Consider the following 25223-nt stretch of genomic DNA (forward strand, 5'->3'; position numbering starts at 1 on the left):
GGGAGGACAATCATATTTTGAACAAAAGGTGGAAGATGCTTATGGTTGCCGCGGCTGGCCTCGCGACAGCTGCTTTGGTTAGCTCTTGCAGCGGCAATGAGTTCGAGGCGGCGACGCCCAGCATAGCCGAGACTGCGGAGCCGGCAGCAACGACAGCCACGGCGGACGAAGCGAAGGATCGGTTGTTCTGGAAGCCGCCTGAGGGCTGGGTAGGCGATGTGATGCCATTTTCCGATAACGGCCAAATTCATTTGTTTTATTTGCAGGATTGGCGGGACGGCGCTCCCGGCTTTCATCCTTGGCATATGGCAGCGACAGCGAATTTGACCGACTATTCCTATGCAGGAGAATCGATCCCTTTTGGAGAAGAGCATGAGCAGGATTTGGCGCTTGGCACGGGGAGCGTCATTAAAGCGGGCGATACGTACCATGCGTATTATACCGGCCATAATTGGAGGTTCCCGCAGGAAGGCAAGCCGAAGGAAGCCGTTATGCATGCGGTCAGCAAAGATTTGAAGAGCTGGACGAAGGCGGAGGAGGATGCTTTTTACGCGCCGGATGGTTATGAGAAGGATGATTTTCGAGATCCGTTTGTTTTATTCAATGAAGAGAAGGGCGAGTATTGGATGCTGCTTAGCGCGAGGAAGGAAGGCACAGGCGGCGTCATTGCTTTATTCGCGTCCAAGGATTTAAGCAAATGGGAGGCTCGCGAGCCGCTTTCGGTCGAAGCTTCATCGTCGTTTTTTATGCTCGAATGCCCGGATGTTTTCCAGATGAATGGCAAATGGGTGCTTGTATTCTCTGAGTTCAGCGACAAAAAGTCTACCCATTACCGGATAAGCGATACGCTTGACGGTCCTTGGACCAAGCCGGAACAGGATGTCTTTGATGGAAGAGCGTTTTATGCGGCCAAATCAGGCGCGCTAGGCGAGAGGCGGTTTTTATTCGGTTGGGTGCCTACGCGCCAGCTGGAGAAGGATTATATGAAATGGGATTGGGCCGGCAATATGGTCGCACACCAAATGGCGCTTGGCAAGGACGGAGCACTTGGCGTGAAGGTGCCGGATGAGATTGACCGCTTATTGTCAAAATCAGCTGAACTGAGAGCGACTCGTCAGCTAGGCGGCGCAACCGAAAATGGCGATACATGGGAGCTTGACGGAACGGCTGGGACAAGCGGTATGATTTTTGCGAAAATGCCACAAACGGCGAAGATTACCGGTACCGTGCGATTCGATGGCAAGGTTGCTTATAGCGGCTTAGTGGTTGGTGTGGGAGATGATCCTGAGAAAGCATACGGCATTCAGATCGAGCCAGCTAAAGATCGGATTCGCTATGATGCGGCTAATGGCGATTTGCTCCCATCGACCGAGCCCGACGTACAGGTGCCGATTGATCTCGAGCCGGATGCGGACTACCCTTTCACCATTATTATCGAAAATGATGTGGCGGTCTTCTATATCGGAGAGTCCGCGCTTACAACTAGAATATACAAAATGCCAGGGCAAGCTTGGGGCTGGTACTCAAGAGGCGGAAAAACAACGCTTTCGAAGCTGAAGCTATTCGTCCCGGGAGCTTAAGTAAACGGTATCTGGAGGAATGAACATGACCGACTTGTACAAGGAGCCGTTCCGGCCGCAGTATCATCTGACGCCGCCGCAAGGCCCGATGAGCGATCCGAACGGTATGGTGTTTTTTGAGGGCGTGTACCATCAGTTCTATCAGTTTACCGGACGATGGGGCCATGCGATCAGCCGTGATCTTATCCATTGGGAGCATTTGCCGCTTGCTCTTGTATCAGATGAGCTGGGCGACATTTGGTCGGGCTGCTGCGTCGTGGATACCCATGATTCGAGCGGCTTATTCGGCGGCAAAGCGGGACTGGTCGCGATCTTCACCCACTATAAGGACGGCTTGCAATCGCAAAGCCTTGCTTACAGCCGCGACAGCGGGAGCAGCTGGACGAAATATGAAGGAAATCCGGTCATCCCGAATCCGGGAATCCGCGATTTCCGTGATCCGAAGGTGCTCTGGCATGAGCCAAGCGGCAAATGGGCCATGGCGGTATCCGTTAATAAAAAGGTATATTTTTACTCGTCCAGCAATTTGCTAGCATGGAAATATGAAAGTGAGTTTGGCGAAGGCCAAGGCTCCCAGGCAGCCGTTTGGGAATGCCCGGATTTGTTCCTCCTTCCGGTTGATGACGATTCCGGGCGCCACAAATGGGTGCTTCACGTCAGCGTTGGCGATAACGAGGAAACGGATGGCTCGACCGCGCAATATTTTGTCGGCGAGTTTGATGGCCGCTGTTTCGTGAACGATGATACGGCTGGCGAGCAGATCCGCTGGACCGATTACGGACAAGATTTTTATGCGGCAGTTACCTATTCGGGCATTCCGCAGGAGGACGGCCGCTGCATTTGGCTCGGCTGGACATCCAATTGGAAGTACCCGTTCGCAGGGCCGACCGAGCCATGGAAGGGCGGCATGTCGATCCCGCGCTCGCTTTCATTAAGGACTTTAAGAGACGGAACGATAACACTTTGCCAGAAGCCGATCGCAGAGCTTAAGCGGCTGCGAGTTGATTCGCTTCGTTTTGCTTCCATAGAAGCGTCAGACCAGACTGTAAAGCTGGATTTTCAAGGCAGCTCGTATGAGCTCATTGCGAATATCGAGTGGGAGAAAGCCCAGTCCTTCGGCTTACGCGTGCGTTGTTCAGAGGAAGGAAATGAGGCAACTGAAATTGGCTACGAGCCCGGGACGCAGACGGTTTTCGTAGACCGGATGCGGTCGGGCAGAAGCGATTTCATGAATCGCGAAGGCAGCCCGTTTCATTTTGGCAAACGATTTGAGGCTCCACACCGCGCTGCGGATAAAACGGTCAAGCTGCATGCATTTGTAGATGAATCGGTCATTGAGCTGTTCGTCGATAACGGGGAAACGTCATTTACGGCATTGATTTATCCGTCACCCGGCAGTCTCGGGCTAGAGCTGTTTGCAAGCGGCGGAGCTGCCTTCTTCCGTTCAGTTGACGTATATAAACTGGAGTCCGTTTGGAGGCAGAAAAATAACAAGTTAGGATAGGTGATTGCAATGGAAAATGTGACAAGCAAGGGCGCGAAGCATCAAGCTTTCATCGCGCAAGCGGAGGAAGCGCTGAAAGCGAACAAGGCTGCGATGGATAAGACGTTCCGGCTCCATTATCATATGATGCCGCCAGCGGGCTGGATGAATGATCCGAACGGGCTGATTCATTGGCAGGGGGATTATCATTTGTTTTACCAGCATGATCCGTTCCAGGCAAAGCAAGGGCCAATGCACTGGGGGCATGCCCGCAGCCGCGATCTCGTTCACTGGGATCATCTGCCGGTGGCGCTTGCGCCGTCGGAGGATTATGATAAAGGCGGAAATGGCGGACAAGGCTGCTGGTCAGGCAGCGCAGTTGACCATAATGGACAATTAACCTTGATTTACACCGGGCATGTCGACGGCAAAAACCCGGAGGAAGTGCAGTGTCTGGCAACTAGCGCGGACGGCGTGACGTTCGAGAAGCATGCAGCCAATCCCGTTATAGGCGGCTCGCCCGACGAGGAGCGCTTCGGCTTCCGTGATCCGAAGGTCTGGAGGCACGAAGACCTGTGGTACATGGTCGTTGGTTACGGCAAAGACGGATTGGGCAAAGGCATTATTTACACGTCAAGCGATTTGATGAACTGGGAATATCGTGGCGCTGCGGTTGAGAGCGACGGCACGATGGGCGATATGTGGGAGTGCCCGGATCTGTTTCCGCTTGGGGAAGGCGGCCAGCATGCGCTGCTCATCTCGCCAATGAATATTGCGCCAATCAAAAACTTGTATCTGTCTGGCACATTTGATTATGAAAGCTGCCGCTTTGAGAAGCAGCAAATGGGGCAAATCGATTACGGATTTGATTTCTACGCGCCGCAGACGCTGCTTGATGATCAAGGCAGAAGAATTATGATCGCTTGGATGAACATTTGGGGTGCGGTTATGCCGGAGCAGGCGCATGGCTGGCTGGGTGCGATGACGCTTCCGCGGGAGTTGACGCTGGCAGCAGACGGAACGGTGCGGAGCAATCCGGTACCAGAGCTTGCCACGCTGCGCGGCGCGCATGTGTCCGCATCCGGCATCACTTTAGTGGACGGAGAACCTACTGCCATAGATAACGTTCAGGGCGATTCGCTTGAACTAGCTATCGTGTTTGATTTGAGCCAATCGGATGCCTCAGAGCTTGGCCTTCGGATTCGCTGCTCCGAGGACGGCTCCTCGTATACAGAGATCCGTTACGCGATTGCCGGGCAAAAGCTTTATATGGATCGGAATCTAGGCGGAGCAGGCGATGGCGGAGTCAGCGAAGCTTCGCTCGCTCCTTCAGAGGACGGGCGTTTGCAGCTTAGACTGTTTATCGATCGTTCCTCGGTTGAATTGTTTGCAGGCGAGGGGCTTGTCGCAATCACGAACCGCCTTTACCCAGACCCGGCTAACGTTGGTATCAGCTTCTTCGCTCGACAAGGAACGGCGGTAATCGAATCATTGGATGCTTGGGAGTTGAAGCCGATTTGGTAACGAAAGCAAAGGTTGATTTGGACGTCGTCGCGCTGGGCGAGCTGCTGATCGATTTTACGCCGGATGGAATATCGGAGCAGGGACAGCCGTTGTTTGAAAGGAATCCGGGAGGAGCGCCCGCGAATGTGCTTGCAGCTCTAGCCAAGCTTGGCTGCAGCACTGCTTTTATCGGGGCGGTAGGGAATGATGCCTTCGGTCATTATTTGGGCAGCGTGCTGGCGCAAAGCGGTATTCTCGTAGAAGGCTTGAAATATTCGGCAGAGGCGAATACGACACTCGCTTTTGTCCATTTGGATGCCAGCGGCGACCGCTCCTTCTCGTTCTATCGCAATCCTGGCGCCGACCATATGCTCCGCGCCGAGGATGTTAACCGTGAGCAGATCGATGCAGCGAAAATATTCCATTACGGCTCGATCTCGATGACGCATGAGCCATCGCGGACGGCAACGCTAGAGACTGCCGCCTATGCGAGAAGCCAAGGCTTGCTGCTCTCCTACGACCCGAATCTGCGTTTGTCATTATGGGACAATGAAGCACTGGCGAAGGAGCGTATATTGGAGGGGCTGAAGCTTGCGGATGTGGTGAAGCTGTCTGAAGAAGAGCTGCTATTCCTAACCGGAACCAGCGATCTCGAAGCGGGCACAAAGCTGCTTTGCGAGCAGTTCCCCTCACTGTCTATGCTGCTTGTAACGCTGGGGGCTAGTGGGAGCTACTGCCGTGCAGGCATGGTCACTGCGGCTCATGCGGGCTATAGAGTGGAGGTCATAGATACGACAGGCGCAGGGGATGCATTCCTAGCCGGCATTCTGTATGGACTCCTCACTCGGCAAGCAGATGGCCAACAGGAGTGGACGCAGGAGCGGCTTAACGCTTTGCTCGCATTCGCTAACGCGATGGGAGCGCTTGCCGCAACGGGCAAGGGAGCGATTCCTTCGATGCCGTCGCTTGAGGCGATTGCAGCGCTTGCCGGATCATCCATTGTTAGCTTGACGTAGCAGTTTGCAGCTTTAAGCGCGAGCAGACGATTGCAATTAAGAAAGAAGAGCTGTCCATTCTGATCAATGCTCACATTGACCGAAGAGGGGCTCTTTTTTTTGCAAAAACGGCTTGTACGCCGGTTGACAGCTAGAAAAAAAAACCTTATTCTATGATTGACTGAACGAGTCAATCTATAATTTATCGTAAATTAACCCTTGCACTAATCACGGCTGCCTTCATTGAAATGGTTTCGTTTAGCAAGATATTGACTGAATGAATCAATCGAAAATCAAAGGAGCGATAAAGATGGCCAGTATTCCCAAAAGAGAAAAGGCAATTGTAATCGGAGGCAGTATAGCCGGCTTAATGACGGCAAGAGTGCTCTCGGATTATTTCGAGGATGTGCTTGTCATCGACAAGGATGAATTTCCCGATCAGCCCGTGGATCGCGCAGGCGTGCCGCACGGTTTTCATCCCCACCGCTTCACGGCGCGTGGTAAGATGATCACAGAGCAGCTTTTTCCCGGCTATGAGGAAGATTTGCGAAAGCTGGGGTCTCCTACTTCCCTGAATAAGACAGCTCATATTATGAGTCCATATGGAACGGTAGCTGGGCCATACGACAGAGATGATATCAAATTCAGCCGTGCCGCACTTGAGTGGGTCATTCGCAAACGCGTAAAAGCGATTTCGAATGTGCGCTATATGCCGAAGCATGATGTGCTTAGTCTCTTATCGACCTCTGATCGAGCGGCCGTTACCGGTGTCAGAGTCCGGGAACGCGGAGAACAGGGAAGCGAGAATGAATGGCTGGCGGATCTCGTCGTGGATGCAAGCGGCCGCGCGTCTAAGCTGACGCAATGGCTGGAGGAGCTAGGCTGCGAGGTGCCAGCTGCAGACCTAATGAAAGCTTCAATCGGCTACAGTACAAGAAGGTATAAGGTGCCTGCCCATAAGGCTCATTTGACCAAGGAATGGGATGTTATCAACATCATGGGTCAACCGGCTAAAGGGACGTTTACAGGCGTCTTCTCCTTTATTGAGAATGGAGTAGCTGAAGTGGTGCTTTATCGTCCCGGAGGTCAATATCCGCCAACGATTGCAGAACAATTTGAAGAGGCGATTGCTGCGCTTCCATCTCCCTTAATCGCGGAGATTTTGCAAGATCTCGAACCGGTTACTCCGCTGCGCGGTTTTCATGTCCAAGAGCTATATCGCCGTCATTATGAGCAAGTGGAGAAATGGCCTTCTGGATTGTTAGTCATAGGCGATGCCTTTTGTATCTATGATCCAATCTTCGGCCAAGGAATGACGGTTGTGGCGATTGAAGCGGATTTACTGAAAGCCAGCCTGCAAGAGCACATGATTACCCCTCAAGTGGGTTTCGAGCAAAGGCTGCTTCGGAAGATGCAAGATGAGGTCATCACGCCTACTTGGTGGTTAAACTGCTCCGCTGTGCTCGAGTGGGAGGGTGTCGAATATGAGTCTGCGTCCGAGCCGCTTAAGGGAATTGCTTTTGGACGGCGGTTTATGGATCTTGTGCTTAAAGAGGGAACAGGCAATCATAACTATGAGCTCTTCGGCATGTACTGGGCGGTAAATACGCTGTCGGTTCCGCTGCGGGAGCTGTATAATTTGGATAGGGTAAGCGCGGTGCTACAAGCTTCTGACGAAGGGCGGCAATTGCTCGCAGAGCTTTTGGAAGAGCATGGGCTGCCGCTTGAGGACGTGCTGGATAAGATTATACCTCATTAAGGAGTGAAGGATAAATTGGCGCCTTTAAACGATGAACAGCTTCATCATATTCGTGATGAACGTAAGGAGCAGATAATGGGCGCGGCCCTGAAGGTTTTCTCGCGGAGGGGCATTATTGGTACGAAGATGAGCATGATCGCAGCCGAAGCAGGCATTAGCCATGGACTGTTATACCATTATTTTAAGTCAAAAGAAGAACTCTTCACCACACTTGTTGAGAGTGCCGTGCTCGCAGCGCAAGATGCGCTCCAGAATGTCTATAACTTGCCTGGATCGCCTTTCGAAAAGATCAAAGATTTAACCATTGACATGCTTGATGAAAGCGGCACGGATTATTTTATGCTCATTCATCAGGCGCGAACCTCAGACGGTGTGCCAGAGAAAGTAAAGCAGCTCGTGGAAGATTATTCAATGAAAGCGGCAGTCGGGCAATTGCTGCCCTTATTCCAAGAGGGACAGGCGGCGGGCCAGATTATCGCGGGCGATCTCGAGGAGTTGATTTCTTCTTATTTGTCGGTTTTAAATGGCTTAATGGTGCTTAATGTACAGAAAATTGGAGGATATCAGATCCCAAAAGTTAATATTCTGCTGAGAATGATTGCTCCATCTGACCGTTGAGTTGGTCATTAAGAAGAGGCTCGCTTATCCGACTTACGGGTAGATAAGCGAGCCTCTTCTATCTTTATTGATTATAGTCGTTTTCGTTTATAGAAGGCGATGAACACGCAGGAAAGAAGTAGAATAATGAGCGTAATGCCGACAGTAGCAGCTTCTTTTGGGCTGCCTTGTGGCTGAACGGCTAGAGTGCCAGGTCCGCCTGGACCGCCGAACCCGCCGCCGCCCATGCCGCCGCCAAACCCGCCGCCTTGTCCGTCAGGCCGCTGGCCGCCGAAGCCGCCCTGCATGCCTCCATCAGGCATTTGCCCGCCTGGGGCAGCTGCGCCGGCATCGCCTTGTGGCATCTGTCCGTCAGCTGCCGCATTTCCGGCATCGGCAACGCCTGCTGCGGCCAGTTCAACTGCCGGAGCAGGATTGCCTAATGCGGATTGCTCATTAGCTGCCGCATGCCCATTGTTATCCGCATTTTCAGCGTTTGCTGCCGGAGCAGCTGCATTTTGTCCCGTATTTTGCTGGGCATTTTGACGGTTGCCGCCGCGTCCGCCGCCCATCCCGCCGAAGCCGCCGCCACCCATGCCGCCTCCGCTGCCGGAACCGTCACCGGAAGATGCAATCGTACCGTCAAGCTGCTTTGCGATACTAGTTGTTTGCGTCGTATTTAATGACAGAACCGAAGTGATGCCACTTTCATACTCGTCGTAGGTATAGAAAGAGGAAGGATCGGCTTTCACATAGGAGGAGATCATGTCGCGTATTTCCTGCACCCGTGCTGCAAATGCGTCGCCAGACAAGTAGCCTTCAATCGCTTTGGCAAGGATGTTATGATACGTTTCCTTATATTCATCCACCGCCAGCAGCTTTGCGACCAGAGGACGATCCGTCAACGTGCCGGTAGTTGGCTCATCGATCAAAATGCCAGAACCGCCTAATCCGCCGAATGCCATATTATAATCCCATGGCAGTACGTTAAATACACCGTCGTCCTCGTACAAATAATAATTATGCTTATTTTGGCCTAAGTAGCTGTCCATGTTGCTCGTAAGCACATTTAACGCGATAAACGCTAATGCTTCATCGACATCCAGCAAGCTTTCAATGTCGCTTCCGTTGTTCAGCTCATCCAGCATATCGAGCAAAATATCGTCATTGGATTTGTCCGATTTCAGGTCGAGCCCCGTATAGGATTCGATGGTTGACAGCCAATTAAGCTCGCTTCCCGTGCCGCCGTTTGCCTTGTAAAGCGCTCCATAGGCATTGTCAAAATGACGCTCCAGATAGGAGTCTCCAATTTGCTCAACCGCCAAATAAAAGCCCCAAAGCTCATCATTTACATACACGTTTACGTACGAATATTTTGGAGTAGGAAGCCCCATATCCTCCGCCAGCTCGTAGGAAAGAAACTCTCTCATATACGAAGCATCGCTGTAATTATTGTTCAAATTAATTTTTGTGATTCCTTCTAACGTCTGATTTACATACTCGTCAAAAGAGATTTTGAAGCTGTACCGATCGGAGTCGGTCATATTGACGACGCTTCTGAGACTCAGATTGCCTTTTGCCCGTATGCCGACATTTTTGAAGGTTTGGCCGTTATATTCAACGGTCGCTTCCTTGTATTCCTCGGCGCTGGCATTGTCCAGCAGGTTTTGGAACTCAGCTTCATCAATCGTAATTTTCACATCGACGACCTTATCCTTTGGAAAAACCGTTTCATCGAGCTTTTGCTCATCCGCTGATTTATCGCTTGCACTCGTCGCTTTGCCCGAGCTTGCGAGGCTGAAGGACGTACCTCCCACGGCACAGCCCGTCAATCCGATAATCAGGAGAATGGAGCAAAAGCATAATAAAACAACATGCGCTTTCGCTTTCATTGAAGCACCTCCCGATTGTTAGGACACATAATCCCCGCTATAGCTAATAAGCACCGCATTTCGAACGCCTGCAAGCTCCGTTAATTGATTCACGAAACGTCCGGTTTCGTCGCGCAGCCGAATCTCAAGCGTCATTTCAATGTTGCCTTGCGTCACTGTTTTTTGCTTCACGTTGTAGCGTTTCACGAGCGTGCCGACTTGCTTATGAACGAGCTGCTCAGTCGCATCGTTGTCGCAGTTAACGACAAGCAGGTATGGCGTTTCGACGGAACCGCCCTTGACGAAGAAGAAGAGGATAAGGCCAACGACGACAGAGCCGATTACTGCTAGCGTGAAGAAGCCAGCGCCTGTTACGATCCCTGCAACCGCAGCCCAGAAAAGGAAAATCAGATCGGTTGGATCTTTAATCGGCGTTCTGAAACGTACGATGGATAACGCGCCGACCATACCGAGCGAGAGTACGAGATTGGAGTTGATAGCGATAATGACGACAGCCGTAATCATGGTCATGCCAATAAGCGATACGTTGAAGCTTTTCGAATAAAGCACGCCGCTAAAGATTCGTTTGTATAGCAAGTAGATGAAGAAGCCAAGCAGAAAAGCAACGCCTAACGTAATTAATATTTTAGAAAGGCTGATATCGGAGGCGAAGTTCTCTAATACTGAATTTTTTAGTATATCGGTAAAATTGGTCGTAGCCCCAGTCGCTTCGGCAGCCGTTGTTGTTGTTTCCATTTTAATAATCCTCCCAAGTGTTGAATTTCAAATGTTTGCGGCAGATCACGTATTTCGAAGCCGATTGCCGGTTTAAGCCTTCAAGCTGCAGGGCGATTTTAATATAAGCCGGAATGTAGGCATCGTACTTGACCTCGAGTATGATCAGGTCGTTATCAAGCGCACGGATCGGCTCAACGCTTTTGTCAAAAATATCAACGGCGTGCAGTCCGGTGCGCAGCTCCTTATCAAACGTGATCCGCACATTGCCGTTATCGCATACGTAGGGCTCGCGGACATAATCGACGATCACCTTCGGCCTCAGCAGCTTATGGCTGATTTCATTATGGATTTCGTTCAAAAGCGGTTTGTCCGGCTCTTTAAGCACATCGTAGTCGCCGACCATCAGCTTGTCGTACATGTCTCTGGTTAGCGGTTCCTTCACCTTGGCGATGTAGTCTTTGAATTTAATTTTTTTCTCAAAGTGGATGACGTTGTCTTGGCCGTTATAAATGCGGATGCGATACTTAACCCTGTCCCGCACACCGCCAAGCTTCTCGTGCAGAGCCTTGTTGTTGATATCATCAAAGTACAAGCTTCGTATGTGATATTCGCCAGTAGGGCCGACATGCTTGTCTTGCTCCATTAGATCCTTTAGCCGCTGCCGTATAATGAAGTATTGATGATAATTGATGAAAAATTTTAGTTCGTTGCGGTAGTTTACGTTTTTGTTCATTTCACACCTCTTTTCTTGTTCAACGCCCCTTGCTGCTTTCAAATGTTATTGTAAGGGCCTTTACTTATTCTTAACTTAAGGTCGGCTGAAAGATTGCTGAATGCGCCGTTTGCAAGGTTTTTGATAAGATAGGATGAAGATCACGTAAAGATGGAGGAGGGCACAAGCCTTGAAATTGCGCAAGGATTTGATGGTCGTGCTCGCATGCTGCGCGCTGCTTCTTGCAGGCGCAGCCGCAGTGGAATGGCTAAAGGCTGACAAGTCGCAGAAGCCGATCGCCATCGTAACAACGTTCAAGGGCGATCCGATGACGAGCCGCGCCTTTACTTGGCACAGCGGGAGCCGGCAAGCAGCTTCGGTCGTTCAGCTAATGAAGGAAGATGCCTCCTTGGGCTGGGACGATGAGCGGGTCATGACCTTTACAGGCACATCTTCAAGCGTTGATATAGGGGGCGGAGCCACGCAAGCCGTCCATAAAGCGGAGGCAGCCGGTCTTGAGCCGGGAACGGCCTATCGTTACCGCGTAGGCAGCGGGGAGGCGAAGGGCTGGAGCGATGCCGCCGTATTTGAGACGGAGCCGGAGAAGCTCGATTCTTTCAGCTTCATAAATGTGACGGACTCGCAAGGCGTGACCGAGCAGGATTTTGACCTGTGGGGAAATACATTAAACAAGGCGTTTGCGACCTTTCCGAGCGCAGCCTTCATCGTTCATAATGGCGATCTGACTGAGGACCCGGAAGATGAGCAGGCGTGGACGAGTTTATTCGCAAAAGCAAGCAAGTGGGTATCGCAGTTTCCCTTTATGCCGGTAACCGGCAATCATGACGAGGTGGATGGGCAAGCAGAGCGATTCATCTCTCATTTTAATTTGCCGGACAATGGCGCGGAAGGCTCCGCCCAAGGCACAACCTATTCCTTTGATTACGGCTCCGTTCATTTTGTTATCTTAAATTCCGAATCGAATATAAAAGAGCAGACAAAGTGGCTGAGCAGCGACCTTGAAAATACAGACAAGCCTTGGAAAGTCGTTGCGGTGCATCAAGGCCCTTATGGAGGCAATACGTACAAGAAAGTGAAGGATTGGACGAAGCTGTTTGATAAGTTCAAAGTTGATTTGGTGCTGCAGGGCCATAATCACGAATATTCGAGATCTTATCCGCTGCGCGATGGACAAATTGTAGGCGACGGCGAGTCCGAGGTGCAAAATCGTGAAGGAACGGTATACGTCGTAACGAATACGTCAGGACAGAAGTTTAACGAGAAGAAGGAAGACCAATTCTACCACAAGGTCCATTTTCAAAATGGGAAGCAGATGTTCGCAGGCATTACGGTCAGCGGGGATTCGTTAACCTATCAGGCGTACGATGCGGACGGTCAAAAGCTGGATGAGTTTGTGCTAAAGCATTGAAACAAACGTTGCAAAACAAATAAAGCAGGCGTTATGAGTTGCTGACGCCTGCTTTTTATTTTGCATGCTATAAGTCGGTCGGAAGCACGATTCGGAAGGTTGTGCCTTCGTTTGGCTGGCTATTTACCTCGATCGTTCCCTTATGGGCATCTACGATTGATTTTGTGATAGCAAGGCCAAGCCCGGCGCCGCCGTTTTTGCGCGTTCTGGACGATTCGCTGCGATAAAACCGCTCGAACAAATGCGGAAGATGCTCTGCTTGAATGCCCGACCCGTTATCGGCAACGGTTAATTCGGCTTGCTTGATATGCTGCGCAAGCGTGATGCGGATTACACCCGATTCCGAATCGGTATGCTGAACAGCATTGAGAAATAAATTAAGCAGCACCTGCTTGAGCTTATCCGCATGGAAGCGGCCGCTCACAGGAGGCGCGAGGGCGAGCTCTACTTTGCGGCTGCCGGCTATCAATTGCAGTTGAGGCTCCATTTCAAGGAGCAGCTCATCCAGCCGCGTATCGGCAAGCTGCAGCTGCGGGTCTTGATCGAGCTTCGCCAGCGCGAGCAGGTCCTCGACGAGCTTGTTAATGCGCCTTGATTCGAGCTGCATGCTGATTAGCGCGCGGTTAAGCTGCTCGGGATTTGCCGCAGCCCCGCGCAGCAGCACCTCAAGAAACCCGTGAATGGACGTAAGCGGCGTCCGAAGCTCATGGGAGGCGTCGGCGATGAAACGGCGCATTTTTTCCGTTGTTTTCCGCTCGGTCTCAAAGGAGATATCCAATCGCGCCAGCATGCCGTTGAACGCTTCCGACAATCGGTCAATCTCCTCCTGCCCATGGCTGGCCGGAATGCGCCTTGTTAAGCTGCCCGCATCGGTTTGCTGAGCGGCGAGCACTACGCGGGACAATGGTTTAAGCGTGCGGCGAAGCAGCGGCAAATAGAGAGCGAGCCCGGCAGCGAGTGCTAGAGCTGACAATCCCGCGAATATGGCGAGCTGTGTCAGGAGGAGCTGCTTCAGCGAGTCCGTTTCCGTGCTTGCTTGAATGATGCCCTCAGCTTTGCCGGGCGGTCCGGCAAGGCGAAAGACGACAAGCTGCTCCGTTCCCTGCGCGTTGTTGACGATTTGGTAATCCACTTGCTTACGCGCTTGAAGCTGCTTCGAAATTTTCTTGTATTGTTCCTCGGATAGGAGCGGCGCGCTAACCGTCGTATCCTTCGACACATCTGTGATCGTCCCGTCTTGACCGATCAATACGATGGATAAGCCCGGCTGGTAAAACATTGGCGAGTCCCGGTGATTTCTTTCGGGCTTGTCCCCTAGGCCATTATCGCTTGGATTATCAGGCTGTGGACGATTGCTGCCGGTTCCTACATTAGAAGAGGAGGCATTCCTAAACCAATCCATCGGCATCGACATGATTTGAGCGTTCAACGCTTCGGCTTTATTTTTAAAAACAAAATCCTTCATTATGACATATTGGAGTACGCCGATGAGCAGCAGCAAGGCAGCTAAAATAAGCAAGGAGCGATTTAAAAGCTGGTAGCGGAGCGACCGGGGGGCGAAGAGCCGAGCGAACGCGCTTGATCTCAGCCTGTTCATGGCAAGTCCATCCGATAGCCTGCGCCCCGAAGCGTTCGGATAAGCCGATGCTCCTTATCGTTTAATTTATCGCGGAGCGAGCGGATATACACCTCGACGATATTTTCTTCCCCGCCGAATCGGTAGCCCCATACCTTGTCCAAAATAAGCGATTTGCTAAGCACGACGCCATTGTTCAAAATGATGAACCGGAGCAGCTCGTATTCGGTAGGCGACAGCTCAAGCGGCTCCTCCAAGTAAACGAGCTCCTTGCGGCGGTCATCGAGCCGAAACGGCCCATAGACGACCTCGCCAAGCAGATTGGGAAATTGGTTGCGGAGCCTTGCCCCAATGCGCGCGAGCAGCTCGCTGAAGCTGAAAGGCTTAACCAAATAATCGTCTGCGCCAAGCGTTAAGCCTTTGACGCGGTCCTCGACCTCATCCTTGGCCGTCAGCATAATGATCGCGATATTGTCGCCGGTCGCCCGAAGCGCTTGGCAAACCTCAAACCCGTTCAGCCCAGGCATCATGACGTCTAGGATGACGACATGAGGCATAAAAGCAGCTGCTTCCGCCAGGGCAGCTTCCCCGTCGTACGCGACACGAATGTCAAAGCCTTCATTAATAAGTCCAAGCTCCAAAAACTGCACGATATTAGGTTCGTCATCAACAAGCAATATTTTAATCCCCTTGAAGGATGTCATGCATAAGAGCCCCTTTCACGATTTATTACCATTCTATTATCAGCCTTTTGAGCAGAAGATGCACCTATTTGCAGCAGCATTCAGCAAACTTTCAGCGCGGTTATACGAAAGCGAACTATATAAGAAGAAGCATGTCCATAACATGCGGCTCGAAACGATTTTGAATAAAAGGATGGGGGCGTGTACACTAATAAAGCGGTTTATTCCTAGTGCGTTACTTAAACTTACATATTGTTAACGAAATTGTATTGACTATCAGGTATTCATTTGATAATTTATTGATTAATAGAAACTAATTATTGAATATTGATAATAAGGAGTGGCGAATATGGATCGAATTTTGGCTGCTAGAGGCGGCGAGCTTCGCTGCAAGGGATGGAGGCAGGAAGCGCTGCTGCGCATGCTCGAAAATGTGCTTGAAAATGGCGAGAATCAACAGGAGCTAACGGTATATGCTGCGCTTGCGAAAGCGGCGCGCAATTGGGATTCCTATCATGCCATTGTAAGCACGCTCAAAACGCTCGAGGAAGAAGAAACGCTCGTCATTCAATCCGGGAAGCCGATTGGCATTATGCGCACGCATAAATATGCACCGATCGTCGTCATGGCCAATTGCAATATGGTGGGCAAGTGGGCGACAAGCGAAAATTTTTATAAATATCAGGAGCAAGGCTTGATCGTTTGGGGCGGATTAACGGCTGCCGCATGGCAGTACATCGGCTCTCAAGGCGTTATTCAAGGCACGTATGAAATATTTCAGTCGATCGCTCGAATGCATTACGGCGGCTCTCTGGCAGGCAAATTCATTCTGACTGCCGGACTTGGCGGAATGGGCGGTGCGCAGCCGCTTGCAGGCACGATGGCAGGCGCGGTCATTTTGTGCGTGGAAGTGTCCGAAGCTAGAATCGATAAACGGATCGAAGTCGGCTATTTGCAGAGGAAGACCGAAAGTTTGGATGAAGCGCTGGAATGGATCGATGAGGCCTGCAAAACAAAGGAGAGCTTGTCCGTAGGGCTTCTTGGAAACGCTGCCGACATTTATCCGGAATTGATCCGCAGAGGCATCCAGCCGGATGTCGTAACGGACCAAACCTCGGCGCATGATCTCATGTACGGCTATATCCCAGCTGGCTATAGCTTGGAGAAAGCGGCTGAGCTTCGCAAGACTGCGCCGGATCAGCTTCAGGCGGATGCAGGCGCGTCGATTGCCGCCGAGGTGGAAGCGATGCTGGAGTTCCAGCGCAAGGGTGCGGTTGTTTTTGACAATGGCAACAATATTCGCTCGCAAGCGGTGCAGTATGGGGTGAAGGATGCATTCGATATCGCGGTATTTACGGAAGCCTTCCTTAGACCGCTGTTCGCGCGCGCGATCGGGCCGTTCCGCTGGGTGGCGCTGAGCGGCGATGCCGAAGACATCCGCAAGATTGATCAGTATATTTTGGAGCATTTCAGCGATAACGAGGTCGTCGTGAACTGGATTCGCCTCGCGAATGAATACGTCCCGGTCGAAGGACTGCCTGCTCGTATCGGCTGGTTCGGCCACGGCGACCGTACGAAGCTGGCACTTGCGGTTAACGCGATGGTGCAGGCGGGCGAGCTTGGCGGGCCGATTGCTTTCTCGCGCGATCATCTGGATGCCGGAGCGATGGCGCACCCGAACATCATGACCGAGAATATGAAGGATGGCAGCGATGCGATATCCGATTGGCCGCTGCTGAATGCGATGATTAATTGCTCATCAATGGCCGATCTTGTAGCGATACACTCAGGCGGCGGCGGATACAGCGGATATATGACAAGCGCGGGCGTAACGCTTGTTGCCGACGGCACATCGGATGCCGAGCTCAGGCTGAAAACGACGCTGGACAATGATACCGGGCTTGGCGTGTTGCGCTATGCTGACGCTGGTTATGAGGAAGCATTGGATGAAGTAAGCAAAAAGGGAATACGTAGAATCGATACGAATCGAGAGGGGAATTCATCTTGCGTGAACTAACGATAGAGGATGTACGGGCGGCAGTAAGAGGGGGAGCCGTATTCGCAGCAGGCGGCGGCGGCTGGGTTGACCATGGTTTGGAGATTGGCGGCGCGGCGGTTGGCATTGCCAAGCCGAAGCTGGTTTCAGTAGATGAGCTGCCGGATGACGCGATTATTGTGACGGCGACAGCGATTGGCGCGCCTGCGGGAAATGACTGGGAAATGTGGGGCATTGATTACATCAAAGCGGTTAAGCTGCTGATGGATAATTATGACGGCAAGGTCGTAGGCGTGATGACTCCGCAAAACGGCATGTCGAGCACGATTAACGGCTGGCTTCCAGCAGCGGCGCTTGGTCTCGTCGTCGTTGATGCGACCGGCGATATCCGCGCGCATCCTACGGGCAAGATGGGCTCGATGGGGCTTGCATCCCGCACGGATTATGAAACGATCCAGGTTGTTGTCGGCGGCAGACGGGATACAGGCTCGTACCTTGAGCTGGTTGTGAAGGGCACACCTGCCAAAACGTCCAACATTTTGCGGACGGCGGCTGATATGTCAGGCGGCTTTATTGCGTCGGCGCGCCATCCGATCCCGGCCTCTTACGTGAAGGAGCATGCAGCCATTGGCGGCATCTCTATAGCGCTGGAGCTTGGTTACGCGATGATCGAGGCGGAGGCAACTGGAGCTGAGGCGATTATGGAAACGGTATGCAAGAAAACAAACGGCCGGATGATCGGCAGAGGCATCGTATTGAAGAAGGACGTTCATTATTCGGGCGCTTTCGATATCGGCACGATTACGATGGAGGACGGCGGGGGCGGACAGCTGACGCTTCATGTGATGAACGAGTATATGGCGGTGGATGATGCGGAAGGCAATCGCCTGACGACTTATCCCGATGTCATTACGACATTTGAAGCGGCTACCGGCCTGCCGATCAGCGTAGGCGGCGTGAAGGAAGGCATGGAGCTTTCGCTGCTTGCCATCGACAAGCAGCATGTGCCGCTTAGCTCCAGCGTGAAGGACCCGACAGTGTATCCGGAAGTTGAGAAGGCGCTTGGCATACCGCTTGCCGAGTACGGATTGAAAGGCATTGTTTAATTCGTTCATTCCTAATTGATTTCAACTAAGAGGGTGCCATTGATGAGTGACAAAATAGTAGATACAGACCTCGGCAGGCAGCCGCCGCCTGTTCGAGTCGTTATGCTCGATGGGCATTCGCTCTCCATTCGGGAGGTTGAGCTAATCGCAATCGAAGGCTGGCGAGTGGAGCTGTCGGAGGATGCTTTGAAGCGGGTAGGGCAAGCGCATCGATTGATTCATGAGCTTGCGGCCGAAGGCATTCCCATCTACGGGCTTAACCGCGGGGTAGGGCTGAATAAAGACATTGAAATAACGGCGGACATGTATGAAGCCTTCAACCGGAATTTAATCTATTCGCATTCCGCGGCGGTTGAGCCTGCAGCCTCCGATCAGGAGGTAAGGGCGGTGCTTGTTGCCCGCCTGAATTCGCTGCTTAAGGGCTGCACAGGCGTTCAGCCGGCGATCGTCATGATGTACCGGGATTTGCTGAATGCCGGCATCCACCCGATCATGCCGCTGCGAGGTTCGATTGGCGCCGGAGATATTTCGGTGCTGTCGCACATCGGCCTAACCATGATTGGCGAAGGAAATGTCATTTGCGAGGGGCAGAACGTGGCTGCTAAGACAGCGTTGCAAGCCGCAGGAATGGAACCGGTGAAGCTAGGGCCTAAGGATGCGCTTGCGATCGTAAGCTCCAATGCGTTGTCCTCGGGCATCGGGGCGTTGACGGCAGCTGCGGCTCTAAGGCTGCTGGACACGGCTGATGCTGTGTTTGCTTTATCGCTCGAAGCCTTGCAAGGCTGCGCAAGCCCAATGGACGAGGCGTTATTCGCTGTAAGACCATTCGAGGGAGCGGCGGAGAGCGCGGCTAATGTCAGAGATGCTTTGCGCGGCGGCAGGCTTGTGCAGATGGAGCAAAGCGATAAAATTCAAGATCCGCTTAGCTTTCGCAGCGCTTGCCATGTGCATGGCGCGGCTCGTGATGCGCTTGCGTATGCGTCGAAGCAGCTGATCCTTCAATTGAACGGCTCCGATGATAACCCATGCGTCCTTATTGACGAGAGAAGAGTGGTTCCTTCCTCTAACTTCGACGTTACCTCATGGACGGTAGCCTTTGAAATGGTCGCGATTGCACTAAGCCATGTGTCGAAAATATCATGTTACCGCTCCCTTAAGCTCGGAACGTCCTCCTTTACCGGCCTCGGACGGTTTCTGGCTCCGAATCCGGGGACGATTGCATTTGGTACGCTGCAAAAAACCTATACCTCGCTAGACGCTGAAATCCGCTTGCTGTCCAATCCGGTGTCCGCTGATTATTTCTCGCTTGCGGGCGAGATCGAGGATCATGCGAACAATACGCCGCTCGTTATACGCAAGACAGCGGACATTATTGACCGCTTGTCCTATATTATCGGAATGGAGGCGCTGCATGCTGCGCAAGCGATCGACCTGCGCGGTTCGCAGGCTGGGCTAGGCCAAGGCTCGGCTGCTGTTTATGAGCAAATCCGCAGCGTTGTTCCGGTGCTGGCGGTGGATCGACCGCTTACTCCCGACATTGGAGCCGTATATGAGCTTATTCGCAGAGGGATTCGAATCGAAGGAGGGGTGCTGGATGAGTAAGTCCTATGATCTAGTCGTTTTTGGCAACATCGTGCTTCCAGAGGGTGTTTTATATGACTCGGCAATCGGAATCAAGGACGGCCGAATCGAAACGATAGGCCGGATAGGAGAGAACGGTCTGCCAGCCGCAAAAGTGATACGAGCAGAAGGCAGCTTCGTGCTGCCAGGCGCAGTTGATGCTCACGTCCATTGCTACAGCTCGGTAGATGAGGGATTCCATACAGCGAGCAAGTCTGCGGCTGCGGGCGGCGTAACGACGATTATCGAAATGCCTTACGATGCGACGGGGATGATCTGCACGCTTGAGGCATTTGAGCAAAAGAGAGTGCTGCTTGAGCAGCAATCCATCGTGGATATGGCGATGCTCGTTACGATTCATAAGCAAGACGGCTATGAGCATATACGCGAGCTGGCGCAGGCGGGAGCCTGCGGGTTCAAGGTATCGATGTTTAATACCGACTCCTTTCGGTTTCCGCGCATTGACGACGGCCAACTGCTCGACTCGTTCGCAGTCATTGCTGAAACAGGCTGTCCGGTTGGCGTTCATGCGGAAAACGATGAGATTGTTCACAGGTACATCGACAAATATAAGTCAGAGGGAAACAATCCTCGCGCGCATGGCTGGAGCAGGCCGAAGGTAAGCGAATCGGTGGCCGCCTTGACGGCGATGGAGCTGGCTTATGAAACCGGCGTTAAATTGCATTTATATCATTGCACTTATCCGCGTATTTTTCAGCTGGCTGACTATTTCCGTTCGCTTGGGGCTAAGATTACGGCTGAAACCTGTACGCATTATTTGACGCTTAGCGAGGATGATATGCCGCGGCTTAAGGCAAAGGGGAAAATCAATCCGCCGCTGCGCACCGAGCAGGATAAGGACGGCTTATGGGAACTAGCGAGAAAAGGGGCAATCGATATGATTACATCCGATCACGCGCCATGGCTTACCGACCGCAAATCGGATGCTGATATTTTCAAGAATGCTTCAGGCGCACCCGGTGTCGAGCATTTGCTTCCTATTATTTATAGCGAGGGAGTAGCCAAGGGCAAGCTGGCACTGACGGATTTGGTAAGAATGTTATGCCAAAGGCCGGCAGAAGTCTTCGGGCTTGGCCATCGCAAGGGCAGGCTGTCGGAGGGGTATGACGCTGACATCGCCATTATCGATCCATCCGTTTCTTGGATAATGGATGAGCGTGAGCTCCATTCCAGCGCAGGCTGGAGCGCCTATAACGGCATGTCTATGCAAGGAAAAGTGTCGCATACGATCGTTAGGGGTAAGCTCGTTTATGAAGCCGGAGCCATTGTAGGCAAAGCTGGCCATGGAAAATTTGTAAGGGCAGAGCACAGCGTTTAAGCCATAGCTGAAGAAGGAGAGGTATGGGATGGAAAGCAGAATAGACCAACTGGTACCGAGCGCCGCTCGGATGCAGGCTGATATCGAGCAGCTATCGTCGTATAGCGATCCGTCAAAGCCGGGCTGGACGCGTCGTCCGTTCACTTCGTTTTATGATGACGGAAGGCGCTGGCTTTCCGAGCTAATGCGGGCTGCGGGACTTGAGGTATCAATTGACGCGGCTTCTAACTTGATCGGAAGCTTGCCCGGAAGCGACCTCGCGCTGCCTCCGATTATGATTGGCTCCCATACCGATACGGTGACGGGCGGCGGCCGCTTTGACGGAATTATCGGCGTGCTTGCCGGCATCGAAATTGCGCGTTTGCTTAAAGAAGCGGGCAAGCCACTTCGCCACTCGCTTCAAATCGTCGACTTCACGGCGGAAGAGCCGAGCGAGTTCGGCATCTCGACGGTGGGCAGCCGGGGAATGGTCGGCAATCTGACAGAAGCGATGCTGGAGCTAAGCGACGATAACGGTCTGAAGCTTGGCGATGCGATTAACCGGCAGGGCGGGGACGCTGCGCAGCTCGCAGCGCAAGTAAAAAAGCCTGGTGACGTGGCGCTTTATCTTGAGCTTCATATCGAGCAAGGCCCGGTGCTTGAGCAGTCAGGGCACGGGCTTGGCGCCGTGCTTGGCATTGTAGGCATTCATCGATACCGCGTCACGCTGGCAGGCGCGCCGAACCATGCGGGCACTACGCCGATGACGCTGCGTAACGATGCGCTGGCGGGCTTTTGCGAAATAGGATTAGCGTTTGAACGCCACTGCATGAATTACGCGGCGGAAGCGGTAGGGACGATCGGTAAAGTTACGAATGAGCCCAACGCTTCGAATGTAGTGCCGGGTCTTGTTCGGTTTGACCTGGAAATTCGCTCGCTTGACCGAATGACTTCGGAAGCGGTGTATGCGGCTTTTGCAGCGGAGGCGTCTGCAATAGCTTCCAAGCGTGGACTCCGCTTGTCGCTTGAGCCATTGTCGAAGTCCGATTCGGTTATGGCCGGGGAGCAGGTGCTGCAAACCGTGCTCCAAGCATGCTCTTCGGTTGCTCCGGCAATTACTCTGGCAAGCGGCGCGGGGCATGATGCCAATCAGCTTGCAACGATTGCGCCAATCGGGATGATCTTTGTGCCCAGCAAGGGCGGCAGAAGCCATTGCCCGGAGGAATGGACGGATTATGAGGACGTAGCAGCTGGAACGCAGGCTTTGGCAGCCGCGTTGCTGTTATTTGACGCTAAGGATTTAAGCGGGTGGCAGGATGAATAAGACAGGAAGCTTACGAATCAGCGGCGGGCGGCTGTGGGAATCGATTCAGGAGCTAGGCAAGATCGGAGCCGACCCGCACGGCGGCGTAACGCGCCTCTCGCTCAGCAACGAGGAATTAATAGCAAGACAATTTATTATTCGATTGATGGAGGAAGCGGGATTAGCCGTTAGGCAGGATGAAGCAGGCAATCTTATCGGTCGACTGGAGGGCGAGCGCCAAGGCGCTGGAGCCATCGTGACAGGCTCTCACATTGACACGGTCATTCATGCCGGCATCTTCGATGGCGCGCTGGGTGTGCTTGGCGGCATTGAGGCGCTTCGAACCATCAACGAGCAAGGGCTTAAACATGATAGGCCGCTTGAGGTTATTTGCTTTACGGACGAAGAGGGCGTGCGCTTTGGCGCCGGTTATTTGGGCAGCCGAGCGATGGCAGGCACATGGGATGGGAACTTGCTCGAGCTGACCGATTCCGCTGGCACCAAGCTTGGGGAAGCGATGGCATTCGCGGATTTGAATCCGCAGCTCATATCGCTTGCCAGCCGCAGCCGGGAAGCAGTCAAAGCTTATGTGGAGCTGCACATCGAGCAAGGACGCGTGCTGGAGGAGTTAGGGGAAGCTGCAGGTATAGCAACGGCTATTTATGGTCATAGCTGGCTTGAGGCGAGCATGCGCGGACGGGCTGATCATGCGGGAACGACGCCGATGAAGCTGCGGCAGGACCCGCTCACCGCTGCAGCCGAAGCGCTGCTTGCGATTGAGCAAATTGCTGCCGAGCAGGGCGGAGTCGCGACGGCGGGTACGCTGAAGCTCGCTCCGGGGGCGATTAACGTCATTCCTGGCGAAGTGATCTTTACGATTGACCTGCGGCATGAAGCAGCGGAGTCGCTAGCGCAAATGGAGCTTGCAGTTAAGGCTGCGCTCGCAAGCTCAGCCGCTGCAAGGGGATTATCCATTTCCATCCGTACGATTGACGGTGCGCAGCCTGTGCAGTCTTCGAAACGAATCGTAGATGCGATCGCGAGCAGCTGCGCGGGTGTTGGTTTGCCGGACACCTATATGGTTTGCGGCGCGGGCCATGATGCGGTTGCCATGAATCAGCTGACGGATATCGGCCTGATTTTGGTTCGTTCCCGAGATGGGATCAGTCATCATCCGCTGGAATGGAGCAGCCCGGAGGATTGCGAGGCAGGTGCGAATGTGCTTGTGAACACGCTCATCCTGCTGGCAAATGATTTGGATTCATAATTCCGATTGACATAATGGGATATATAGTTTAATAATAATGGTAATGCATTATTGATAAATGATAATTCAATCGGAAAGGAGGAGCGAAGACAGATGGATGCTTTCCGCGGTGCCTACGAATATGTGATAACCAATAGCGATAGGTTTCTGGAAGCAGTCAAGGTTCATTTGACCATTAGCCTCTACGCGCTCCTTATCGCGATCGTCATATGCGTGCCGCTAGGCATATTGTGCGCGAAGAAAGAGTGGCTGACTGGGCCAATTATGGGTCTGTTCAACTCCTTGCGGGTTATTCCCAGTCTGGCTGTACTTATCATTATTTTGCCGATAATGGGGACGGGTTTTGCACCTGCGCTTATTGCGTTAACGCTGCTCGCTTGCCCGCCGATTCTGATCAACACCTACATGGGGTTTAGAGGGATTGAACCGGCTATCATCGAGGCTGCGTCAGGACTTGGAATGGGAGAGCGAATGATATTACGCAAAATCGAGCTGCCGCTTGCGGTTCCCTTGCTGCTGTCGGGCGTCAAAACAGCAGCCGTGGAGGTAATCGCCAGTGCGACATTGGCCGCTTTTATCGGGGGCGGCGGGCTTGGAACGTTCATCATTAACGGCCTTGGCATGTACAACTTCTCGTTGCTGCTTGTCGGAGCGCTGCCGGTGGCGCTGCTAGCGATTATATCGGAAATCGGCTTTGCAGGAATTGAAAGAGCGGCAACCAAATATGAGCGTTTATAATGAAGGGGGATTATTCAAATGAAAAAGAGATTAGTAGCTTTGACAGGGTTGATCATTAGTGCGGTACTGGTCATTAGCGCATGCTCGTCGAACGGCGGCTCAGGCAAGACAGAAGTTAAAGTAGGCTCCAAAAACTTTACGGAATCATTGATTTTAGGTGAAATGTACGCATTGGCGCTTGAAAATGAAGGTTATAAAGTGGATCGCAAGCTGAACCTTGGCGGTACGCTGGTCGCTCACGAAGCGCTCAAAAAAGGCGATATCGACTTTTATCCGGAATACACGGGAACGGGCCTCATCAACGTATTGGAATTGCCGCCAAACTCCGACGCTAAGACGGTATATGACGAAGTAGCTAAAGGCTACAAAGAAAAATTTAACCTTATCTGGCTTGAGCCAACGAACGCAAATGATTCGCAAGGTCTTGTAACGACGAAAAAAATTGCTGAAAAATACAATCTGTACAAAATTTCGGATCTTGTGAAGCTTGCACCTGAGCTTAACCTTGCTGCTGTACCGGAATTCGAAGAGCGCGAGGATGGCTTGAAGGGTCTGAATGCTTTCTACGGCAAAATGGATTTCAAAAGCATCAAGCTGTTTGATTACGGCATCAAATACCGCGTAACGCTTGATGGCGAAGCGGATGTAACGGTTGGCTTTACTACAGACGGCGACTTGACGAACCCGGATCTCGTACTGCTTGAAGATGACAAAAAGTTCTGGCCTCCGTACTTCGTGGCTCCTGTCATTCGCGGAGAGCTTAACGAGAAAGACCCGGAAGTGGCGAAGGTGCTGAACAAAGTATCGGCTAAGCTGGATAACGTGACGGTACAGAAGCTAAATGCTCAAGTGGATATCGACAAAAAAGAGTATGCTGATGTGGCAAAAGCATTTTTGGAAGAGCAGGGCTTGATCAAGAAATAAATCATATTTTGATGCAGCGGGGTTT

20 protein-coding genes are annotated in these 25223 nt (G+C 52.4%); 15 read left to right on the plus strand and 5 right to left on the minus strand.

All coding sequences use genetic code 11. The features are described from left to right. Positions 1-17: 17 nt before the first annotated feature. The 6 genes from A7975_RS19405 to A7975_RS19430 all read left to right on the plus strand — a co-directional run bounded on the left by A7975_RS19405 (position 18) and on the right by A7975_RS19430 (position 7938). The gene (locus A7975_RS19405) at positions 18-1580 is read left to right on the plus strand and encodes a glycoside hydrolase family 32 protein (protein ID WP_065386172.1); all 1563 of its coding nucleotides are present in this window, start codon (positions 18-20) and stop codon (positions 1578-1580) included. A gap of 25 nt (positions 1581-1605) precedes the next feature. After that, positions 1606-3084 (plus strand): glycoside hydrolase family 32 protein, encoded by a 1479-nt coding sequence (locus tag A7975_RS19410; protein WP_065386173.1) that lies wholly within the window; start codon positions 1606-1608, stop codon positions 3082-3084. Positions 3085-3093: 9 nt separating this feature from the next. Further along, positions 3094-4587: a glycoside hydrolase family 32 protein gene (locus A7975_RS19415; protein WP_065386174.1), complete on the plus strand. Its 1494-nt coding sequence runs from the start codon at positions 3094-3096 to the stop codon at positions 4585-4587. Further along, a complete protein-coding gene (locus A7975_RS19420; protein ID WP_218061020.1) occupies positions 4581-5582 on the plus strand; it encodes a PfkB family carbohydrate kinase in 1002 nt (333 codons plus the stop codon). Before A7975_RS19415 ends, A7975_RS19420 begins: the two co-directional genes overlap by 7 nt. A gap of 289 nt (positions 5583-5871) precedes the next feature. Next, positions 5872-7320, plus strand: a complete 1449-nt coding sequence (locus tag A7975_RS19425) for an FAD-dependent oxidoreductase (RefSeq protein WP_065386175.1) — start codon at positions 5872-5874, stop codon at positions 7318-7320. Positions 7321-7335: 15 nt separating this feature from the next. After that, the gene (locus A7975_RS19430; protein WP_065386176.1) at positions 7336-7938 is read left to right on the plus strand and encodes a TetR/AcrR family transcriptional regulator; all 603 of its coding nucleotides are present in this window, start codon (positions 7336-7338) and stop codon (positions 7936-7938) included. A gap of 71 nt (positions 7939-8009) precedes the next feature. On the opposite strand, the gene A7975_RS19435 is transcribed toward A7975_RS19430, so the two are convergent. Genes A7975_RS19435 through A7975_RS19445 form a run of 3 tightly spaced genes read right to left on the minus strand, consistent with a single transcriptional unit; the run spans position 8010 to position 11259 of the window. Continuing rightward, positions 8010-9809, minus strand: a complete 1800-nt coding sequence (locus tag A7975_RS19435) for a CotH kinase family protein (protein ID WP_065386177.1) — start codon at positions 9807-9809, stop codon at positions 8010-8012. A gap of 18 nt (positions 9810-9827) precedes the next feature. Next, complete coding sequence (locus A7975_RS19440) at positions 9828-10544, minus strand: DUF4956 domain-containing protein (protein WP_053374895.1); 717 nt, start codon at positions 10542-10544, stop codon at positions 9828-9830. Position 10545: 1 nt separating this feature from the next. Further along, complete coding sequence (locus A7975_RS19445) at positions 10546-11259, minus strand: polyphosphate polymerase domain-containing protein (protein WP_065386178.1); 714 nt, start codon at positions 11257-11259, stop codon at positions 10546-10548. 169 nt (positions 11260-11428) lie between these two features. Here A7975_RS19445 and A7975_RS19450 point away from each other — a divergent pair, with 169 nt between their 5' ends. Then, positions 11429-12667 (plus strand): purple acid phosphatase family protein, encoded by a 1239-nt coding sequence (locus tag A7975_RS19450; RefSeq protein ID WP_065386179.1) that lies wholly within the window; start codon positions 11429-11431, stop codon positions 12665-12667. A 67-nt stretch (positions 12668-12734) separates the two neighbouring features. Here A7975_RS19450 and A7975_RS19455 read toward each other — a convergent pair whose 3' ends face one another. Beyond that, positions 12735-14264, minus strand: a complete 1530-nt coding sequence (locus A7975_RS19455; RefSeq protein ID WP_065386180.1) for a sensor histidine kinase — start codon at positions 14262-14264, stop codon at positions 12735-12737. Then, a complete protein-coding gene (locus A7975_RS19460; RefSeq protein WP_053374899.1) occupies positions 14261-14947 on the minus strand; it encodes a response regulator transcription factor in 687 nt (228 codons plus the stop codon). The genes A7975_RS19455 and A7975_RS19460 overlap by 4 nt, the downstream gene beginning before the upstream one ends. Before the next feature lie 328 nt (positions 14948-15275). Between A7975_RS19460 and A7975_RS19470 the strand changes: the two genes are divergently transcribed. The 8 genes from A7975_RS19470 to A7975_RS19505 all read left to right on the plus strand — a co-directional run bounded on the left by A7975_RS19470 (position 15276) and on the right by A7975_RS19505 (position 25198). Continuing rightward, positions 15276-16943: a thiourocanate hydratase gene (locus tag A7975_RS19470; RefSeq protein WP_065386182.1), complete on the plus strand. Its 1668-nt coding sequence runs from the start codon at positions 15276-15278 to the stop codon at positions 16941-16943. Beyond that, complete coding sequence (locus tag A7975_RS19475; protein ID WP_255314363.1) at positions 16931-18028, plus strand: thiohydantoin desulfurase; 1098 nt, start codon at positions 16931-16933, stop codon at positions 18026-18028. Before A7975_RS19470 ends, A7975_RS19475 begins: the two co-directional genes overlap by 13 nt. A gap of 42 nt (positions 18029-18070) precedes the next feature. Further along, on the plus strand, positions 18071-19630 hold the full coding sequence (locus A7975_RS19480) for an HAL/PAL/TAL family ammonia-lyase (protein ID WP_082198306.1): 1560 nt from the start codon (positions 18071-18073) through the stop codon (positions 19628-19630). Continuing rightward, positions 19623-20987, plus strand: coding sequence for a dihydroorotase (locus A7975_RS19485; protein WP_065386184.1), 1365 nt, complete (start codon positions 19623-19625; stop codon positions 20985-20987). The genes A7975_RS19480 and A7975_RS19485 overlap by 8 nt, the downstream gene beginning before the upstream one ends. Before the next feature lie 28 nt (positions 20988-21015). Beyond that, the gene (locus A7975_RS19490) at positions 21016-22290 is read left to right on the plus strand and encodes a M20 family metallo-hydrolase (protein WP_065386185.1); all 1275 of its coding nucleotides are present in this window, start codon (positions 21016-21018) and stop codon (positions 22288-22290) included. After that, positions 22283-23536 (plus strand): Zn-dependent hydrolase, encoded by a 1254-nt coding sequence (locus A7975_RS19495; RefSeq protein WP_065386186.1) that lies wholly within the window; start codon positions 22283-22285, stop codon positions 23534-23536. The genes A7975_RS19490 and A7975_RS19495 overlap by 8 nt, the downstream gene beginning before the upstream one ends. Before the next feature lie 93 nt (positions 23537-23629). Then, the gene (locus tag A7975_RS19500) at positions 23630-24274 is read left to right on the plus strand and encodes an ABC transporter permease (RefSeq protein WP_053374907.1); all 645 of its coding nucleotides are present in this window, start codon (positions 23630-23632) and stop codon (positions 24272-24274) included. A gap of 18 nt (positions 24275-24292) precedes the next feature. Beyond that, positions 24293-25198: an ABC transporter substrate-binding protein gene (locus A7975_RS19505; RefSeq protein WP_053374908.1), complete on the plus strand. Its 906-nt coding sequence runs from the start codon at positions 24293-24295 to the stop codon at positions 25196-25198. The last annotated feature ends 25 nt before the right edge of the window (positions 25199-25223 follow it).

The organism is Bacillus sp. FJAT-26390, from assembly GCF_001682865.1.
GTDB lineage: Bacteria > Bacillota > Bacilli > Paenibacillales > Paenibacillaceae > Pristimantibacillus.